Below are 7,090 nucleotides of genomic sequence, written 5' to 3'. Positions count from 1 at the left end.
TGAGCAGGAGTTGGATATATACGGAATTTGTAGCCTTGTTCCATGAATTATCACCAGTATTATAATACCATATTAAGAGCACAAAATCAAACAAAGGTTCTGTTTTTAAGAGAAAACTTCACTGGCGGCTTATATCCCCATGCCTAAAGGCAGGGGCTTTACGCCGCTTTCGGTAATAACTTCCTCCAGCTTCTTCGGATCGCAGCCTCTTTTGATTGCCATTTTATAATCTCTCTTGAACTGGCCCGTAAACTCCGGCTTAAGCATTCAGTGCCTCCATCAGTTCCTCCACATTATCAAAGGGGCCATAGAGATCTTCCCTCTTTTCTGCCGCATCCATCGCTGCATAAGTGAGAGGATTCGGTTCATCATGAAGTTTCACCTCAAACGGAAACCCATGGCACTGTAACGCCTGACGATAGAAAATTCCAGTTGCCGTGCTCAGATCCACCCCCAGCGCCTTAAAAAGAGCCGCTGCCTGTGCTTTCAACTCCGGCTCAATCCGGAGTGTCATATTCTTTTTATTGGCCATAAAGAACACTCCCTTCACTTGCTTATTATTTCATTATCATTATATTCTATTCTCATTTGCATTGCAAGTAATCTGTGTCAAATTTACTGCAAATTTCAGCCTATTTGAAACACAAACTATTATCAGTTTCACTCGCCCTTTTCCGTGACATCATTTCGACCAGTTTCCCCTTGACTGTATGACATTATGATGTCATAATGGTTTTCAGAAAACGATATCAAAACGTCGCATTTACGGAGGATATGTCGATGGAGCAGGAAAAGAAGGTAAAACTGCTGGTCTACGCCACGGAGGACGAGCGTGCCCGCATCAAAATGGCGGCGGCCAAGCTGCACATGAGCATGAGCCAGCTGATTCTGGACAGCGTTCTGGAACAGGTAGCCAGCATCGAGGAGCTGGAGAAGAACGGAGGCGGACAGGCATGAAGACCATCGCTGTCATGAACCAGAAGGGCGGCACGGGAAAGACCACCTCCGCCATCAACCTGGCGGGCGAGCTGGTGCGCCGGGGCAAGCGTGTTCTCATTGTGGACATGGACACCCAGGGCAACGCCACCAGCAACCTCTCTCTCACGGATGTTCCCAACGCCACGCTGACGGACGTCATCGTCAGCAAATCCGCCACGGTGGCGGACACCATCTGCCATACCAGTACCGAAAACCTCGACCTCATTCGTGGCGGCGCCCTGCTGGCCCCGGCGCTGGCCTCCATGCAGGAGATGCCCTTCGGCCGGGACACCACCCTGCGCCGCCTGCTGCCCCAGATCCCCGATACATACGACTATGTGTTCTTTGACTGCTCCCCCTCTCTGGAGAGTTTGTTCAACATCAACGTGCTGGTGGCCGTCCAGTACGTTCTCATCCCCATCAAGGTGGACAAGAATTCCATCGAGGGCTACGACGTCATGCTGGAGACCATCCAGTCCGTCCGGGAGATCGCTAACCCCGACATCCGGGTGCTGGGCATCTTCATGACCGCCGTGGAGACCGGGTCCTCCCTGGACCGGGAGATGATCGCCAACTTCCCCTCCATGCTGCCGGAGCTGGCCTTCAAGAGCTTCATCCGCAAGAACATCGATGTGAAGAAGGCGCCGCTGGCCCTGCAGCCCCTGTGCTTCTTCTCCCCCCGCTGCACTGCCACCGCCGACTACGCCGCGCTCTGTGACGAGATGCTGGCGAGAATGGAGGGCTGACGCATGGCAAAGAAAAGCCCCTCCATCTTCTCTACCCTGCAAAAAACCACCGAGAACGCCAGCGCCGCCAACGGTGAGCTGACCCGTCAGTTGCCCACCGACGCCCTGGTGGACAACCCCCTGAACCGCTTCTCCATGGCGGAGGACGAGGAGTTCCTCTCCACCATGCGCTCCGTGGAGCAGGACGGTTTTCTGGAGGACATCGTGGTCACCCCCCACACCGATAACACCTGGCGCATCATCAGCGGACACCGCCGTGTCATGGCCGCCCGGAAGCTGGGCAAGGCCACGGTGCCCTGCAAGGTCCGCCGGTATCCGGACAAGCTGTCCGAGCTGCGGGCGCTGATGGGCGCCAACGTCCACCGGCGCAGCATCACCCCCTTCGACATGGCCCGCCAGCTGGAGACCCTGCGGGACACGCTTGCTGAAGAGGGCCAGCTCCCGGAGAACGTGAAGGAACAGGCGGAGCTGATGGCCGCCCAGAGCGATTTGAGCCGGGCCACCGTGGAGCGGTATCTGGATCTTTTGAACCTGGACGAGACCATGACCGGCTGGGCCGAGCGGGGCGACATGACCATGACTGACGCCTATGAGATGGCCCGGCAGAAGAATGTCCATCTCCAGACGGTGGTGGAGGAATATGTGGCCCACAACGATGCCAAGGGCGACTTCCCGGGCCTTGTCCACCGGGCCATCGCCTGGGCCAAGGCCGCCGAGCTCCCTCCTCCCCCGCCGAAGCCCACTCCGGCGGCCAATCCCCTGCGAACGGTGGATTCCTTTGGCCGCGCCGTCCGGCGCAGCACCGCGCAGCTCAAGGCGCTGGATTTGTCAAATGACGTGGACAAGGTGACGGCCCGGAAGAAGCTGGACACCTGCCTTGCCAACCTGGAGGAGCTCCGCCGCACAGTGGAGGCCCTGAAGTCCGGACTGGAAGGCTGAGTCGGTACTCTCGAACGGGTGCAAATCCAGAAGCCCGTAATCAAACTTACTGCCATAAAAGGTCTCACCTATCCGGTGGGACCTTTTTATTGTGGGGCAGGAGGCTAGTCATGCACATAAGTGCTCGCCTTATGCAGATGATCGTTCACGCTGTTCCTGTACTTCTCGTAGAGGCCAAGTAATACAGCAAAAATCCGACGGTTGGCGAATAATTTTTCCGATGGTTGGCGTTAAACTTCTCACTTGATACACGTCTTTGGCAATGTTATAATTTCAACCAGAAATATCGAGAATAATCCTGACATTCACGGAAAACCAGGACCAGGTATCTGTTTTTGATCGTTTCAAATACAAAAGATAGTTTGTATATCATACGCATGCAATGTTTACTTGTACATGATGGAGGAAAGGCCCATGGAGAATAAAATCAATCGGCCTGACGCAGAAGCAATGCACCGGATTTTAACTCAAAATCCGGACAATACCGTTGGAACAATTCTTCGTCTGGCTTGGCTGGAAGGATTGAAAAGGGATGAAATCATCAAGCTTACATGGGCGAACATATCCATTGACAATCAGCAGATTGTGTTGGAAGACCGTACCATCCCTTTCTATGAGGATATGGAAACTTGCCTTCGAGCCAGGCTTCTGAAGCATAAAAGAATTACCCCGTATGTGGTTATCTCCGATAAATCTCAAGAGCCGCTAAAACCTGAGTCTGTATCCCGGCTGGCCCGCCAAGCGTTGGATCGGGAAGGAATGACGGATGTGCGCCTCATTGATTTGCGTTATGATTTCGTCATTCGTAAACTTGAAACGGATGAGTGGACCTATGTGATAAGAATTTCGGGCTTGACGGTACAGTCTTTTCATGACGTTTACAGAAAATACAAAAAGGTTCAAACATTTACCCAAAACGCATTGGAAAGAGAGAACGAATATAAAATTTGGCGTATCCTGCAAGAAGAGAAAGGGACATTGGCGGGGTTAGCACTTTCTTTGAGCTGGTATATGGATATCCAAATGAAGGACATGATTACCCTTACGTGGGAACAAGTGGTTTTTGAAAAAAGAACACTTCGTCTGAACGAAAAGGAACTCGCTATTCCACAGCCTGTGTTAGAATGTCTTTTATTAGAAAAAGAAAAACGCGGGGAAGACGAAGATCCTCACGTGTTGCTGTCAAAAAGTTCCAGGAAACCGCTGGATATGCCATATCTCTCCAAGCAATTGCGTACAGTCCTGATTCGTGGAGGAATAGAGCGCGTTTCTTTCCGCTCCTTCCAACATGCTTCGAAAAAAGAGGCAGAAAAGCAGAAAATCCTGGCGTTAGCTAAAAACAAGCGAGGATTAGTTCGCCAGGATGTAATGAATCTATTAGGCGTTTCAAAAGAAATCGCTCGTGACCGACTGCAGGAATTGGTTGAAGAGGAAAAACTGATTCTTGTTTTTTACAAGTATTATCTGCCGGATACAGTATTACCAAAAGGAAAGATGGAAGAAGCAATTCGTATCCATCTGGAAAAGGAAGGAACAGCCGCCCTGAATGATCTTTGTTCTTTACTGGGACTGGAAAAAAGACAATGCTCCAGAATTTTGAAAAGAATGGTTCAGGACAATAAACTCAATCATAATGGAAAGTATTACAGCTTACCAATAACTGAGGACGAAAGTATTTAAGAAAAAAAACAGCATTGGCCTTCTAAAAAGGAAATACCTAAAAAATATTTGACGCAATATAGTCATTATTAAAGAGCTGAGTGGAGGCAATTCTTTTGGAAATGAAGGATGCAGAAAGGACTGCGATGGCCGGTCTGGTTTTAACGCCCGAATTGATAGAGGCGTTCTTGGAAGATCTTAAAAACAGAGGACGTGTTGTTGACACAATAAAAGCATACAGACATCATTTAAATGTCTTTTATGATTTCCTTCCAAAAGATAAGAGCATACAGAAGGACACACTGAGTCAATGGAAAGCTGTTTTGATGGAGGACGGGTTCGCCATCAGGACGGTCAATCTATATCTTTCCGCTGCCAAGAGTCTACTGGAATATTGTAATCGTCGGGATTTACAGGTCAGCGGGTCCCGCACCGAGCCAGAGACCATTCAACCTGAACTGACTCGCACAGAATATTTACGGCTATTGTCAACAGCCCGAAATTTGGAAAATGAACAGACCTATCTATTAGTCAAAGTGTTTGCCACGACGGGTATCTCCATTCGGGATTTGCCTAAGATGACTATTAAAACAATTGAGAAAGGGCGAATGGTTCTCCCGGATGGGGAAGAAGTACGAATTCCGGAGTGCATTCAAGCAGAACTGTTGGATTTTGCTAAACGAAATGGAATTTATGAAGGCCCGTTGTTCATTACCAGAAATAAAACGCCTATCGACCGCAATGGGATCAATCGACTGCTGCATTTGCTTGCTGCTGATGCATGTGTAGACAAGGAAAAGGCGAATACCCGGTGCTTACGAAGACTCTATTTGACCACACAAAAAAACATTCAAGCCAACTTGGCCCTTCTCATGGAACAAACCTATGACCGTCTATTAGAAAAAGAGCAGGCTTCCATTGGATGGGATCAAAGCGAGTAAGATTTCATGTAAGAATAACAGGCTATATTAAATCTGGTGTGGATGGAGGGCCAGAAACATATCCCAACTGCTGTAAGATTTGGTGTTGATAGAATATCCCTCTGAACAAATCTCTGTTTTGGTTTTTGGCTGACGATAATTCCCGTGTCTGTGGTCTAAAGGCCCATAGGACGGGCCACAGATGCCCGGTGCTCCATCGTTAGACGGGACTCTCACTGGAATATCATCAGCTCATTGTTCGGACTTGCAGCCACACTATTTTCTTTTATTGGCATTTGAAAAATTTCCATGAAAACAACACCAGATTTAATATAGCCGAATAACAGCAGAGATTGACTTTTCGTTGAAATCTTGTTACAATATATTCTATCTTGTACCACTACAAGAGAAAATGATGTTATTACGATAAGGTAAAACACCGTGAAGCCCTACCCCAGCCTAATGGCTGGGGTATCTTCGTATATAGGGAAAGAAAGGAGCCTTCGCCGAATGTCGATCTTTCACTATGCCCTTGGATTGGATATTGGGACAGAATCTATCGGTTGGGCGATCCTTCAGAACAACGCGGAAGGAGAGCCGATCCGTATCCAGGATCTCGGCGTTCGTGTTTTTGACAAGGCGGAACTGCCCAAAACAGGGGAAAGTTTGGCAGTGTCCCGCCGGGAGGCCCGCAGCACACGGCGCCGGCTGCGCCGCCATCGCCATCGTCTCGAACGCATCCGCTATTTATTGGAGCGATACGGCATCATGAGCCGAATTGAGATCGCTGAGTTGTATGCAAAGGGAAGCTTTACCACCTCCCCTTACCAGCTCCGGGCAGAAGCACTGGATCGTCCGCTGACACGGGAGGAAACCGTACGGGTCTTCATTCATCTCGCCCAGAGACGAGGATACAGATCCAACAGCATTGCAGAAGATGCAAAAGACGAGAAAGATACCGGCAAAATCAAGATTGCTATTGCCGAAAATAAGGCCTGTATGATGAAGCACGGCTATCGCACAGTGGGTGAAATGATATATAAGGATCAGCGGTATTGGCAGAAAAATCCTGACGGAACCCGCTATCACCAGACTCGCAATAAACCAGGGGACTACCGTTTTATTGTAGAACGCGCCTCCGTAGTGGAAGAGATCCGAAAAATCTTTGATGCTCAGCGTCGTTTTAAGGTACCGTGGATGACCGAAGAGCTGGAGCAGGCGTATTTGGCCATTTTTGAAAGTCAGCGTAGTTTTGATGAAGGCCCAGGAGGCAGCAGCCCTTTCAGTGGCAGAATCGCCGAAAAAGTAGGAAAGTGCGCGTTTGAGCCGGAAGAGCCCCGGGCTGCCAAGGCAACCTATACCTTTGAATATTTCAAGCTCTTACAAGATTTGAACCATCTCAGATTGATTGAAAAAGGAATGCCGCCTCGCGCGCTGGACGATAAGCAGAGAGAAACATTGAAAAACGCAGCGATGCAGTCTTCGTCGCTCAGCTTCGGACAGCTCCGTAAGCTGCTGGCATTGAATGGAGATACCTACTTTAACAACCTTTCCTACGATGATAAAAGTCAGGAAGAGGCAGAAAAGAAAACGTGGCCACAGATGCAGGCTTACCATAAGCTGCGGGTTTCGTTAAATAAAGTCAGCGAAAATGCCATCCAGACGTTAACGGTTCAACAGCTTAATGAAATCGGAACGATTCTGACAATTTATAAAAACGATGACAGCCGCATGGCTGCGCTCCGGGAGGCAGGAATTCCGGAAATCTAGAGACCGCAGAAAATTCTGTGTAATCGACGAACCTCGACAGTATGAAAATCTTCGACTAAGTCAAGAATGAGAACAAAC

8 protein-coding genes are annotated in these 7,090 nt (G+C 49.2%); 6 read left to right on the top strand and 2 right to left on the bottom strand.

Translation table 11 applies throughout. From position 1 onward, the window contains the following. A partial coding sequence (locus tag JQM68_RS13995; RefSeq protein WP_412758474.1) for a helix-turn-helix domain-containing protein occupies nucleotides 1-44 on the bottom strand: 44 nt, incomplete at its 3' end. Between the two features lie 215 nt (nucleotides 45-259). Then, the gene (locus JQM68_RS13255; RefSeq protein ID WP_235223498.1) at nucleotides 260-532 is read right to left on the bottom strand and encodes a type II toxin-antitoxin system RelB/DinJ family antitoxin; all 273 of its coding nucleotides are present in this window, start codon (nucleotides 530-532) and stop codon (nucleotides 260-262) included. Between the two features lie 248 nt (nucleotides 533-780). On the opposite strand from JQM68_RS13255, the gene JQM68_RS13250 reads away from it, so the two are divergent. The 6 genes from JQM68_RS13250 (at nucleotide 781) to cas9 (ending at nucleotide 7,012) form a co-directional block, all read left to right on the top strand. Next, nucleotides 781-957 carry a hypothetical protein gene (locus JQM68_RS13250; RefSeq protein ID WP_235223497.1) on the top strand — a complete coding sequence of 59 codons (177 nt, stop codon included), beginning with the start codon at nucleotides 781-783 and terminating at the stop codon, nucleotides 955-957. Beyond that, a complete protein-coding gene (locus tag JQM68_RS13245; RefSeq protein WP_235223496.1) occupies nucleotides 954-1,724 on the top strand; it encodes a ParA family protein in 771 nt (256 codons plus the stop codon). Before JQM68_RS13250 ends, JQM68_RS13245 begins: the two co-directional genes overlap by 4 nt. Before the next feature lie 3 nt (nucleotides 1,725-1,727). Next, the gene (locus JQM68_RS13240) at nucleotides 1,728-2,663 is read left to right on the top strand and encodes a ParB/RepB/Spo0J family partition protein (protein WP_235223495.1); all 936 of its coding nucleotides are present in this window, start codon (nucleotides 1,728-1,730) and stop codon (nucleotides 2,661-2,663) included. Nucleotides 2,664-3,077: 414 nt separating this feature from the next. Continuing rightward, complete coding sequence (locus JQM68_RS13235; protein ID WP_235223494.1) at nucleotides 3,078-4,343, top strand: site-specific integrase; 1,266 nt, start codon at nucleotides 3,078-3,080, stop codon at nucleotides 4,341-4,343. A gap of 101 nt (nucleotides 4,344-4,444) precedes the next feature. Continuing rightward, nucleotides 4,445-5,263 (top strand): tyrosine-type recombinase/integrase, encoded by an 819-nt coding sequence (locus JQM68_RS13230; RefSeq protein WP_235223499.1) that lies wholly within the window; start codon nucleotides 4,445-4,447, stop codon nucleotides 5,261-5,263. A 489-nt stretch (nucleotides 5,264-5,752) separates the two neighbouring features. Next, nucleotides 5,753-7,012, top strand: coding sequence for a type II CRISPR RNA-guided endonuclease Cas9 (gene cas9, locus JQM68_RS13225; RefSeq protein ID WP_235223493.1), 1,260 nt, complete (start codon nucleotides 5,753-5,755; stop codon nucleotides 7,010-7,012). The last annotated feature ends 78 nt before the right edge of the window (nucleotides 7,013-7,090 follow it).

Source organism: Oscillibacter valericigenes (assembly GCF_021531435.1).
Classification (GTDB): Bacteria; Bacillota; Clostridia; order Oscillospirales; family Oscillospiraceae; genus Oscillibacter; species Oscillibacter valericigenes_B.
This window is presented reverse-complemented; position numbering and strand designations above follow the sequence as displayed.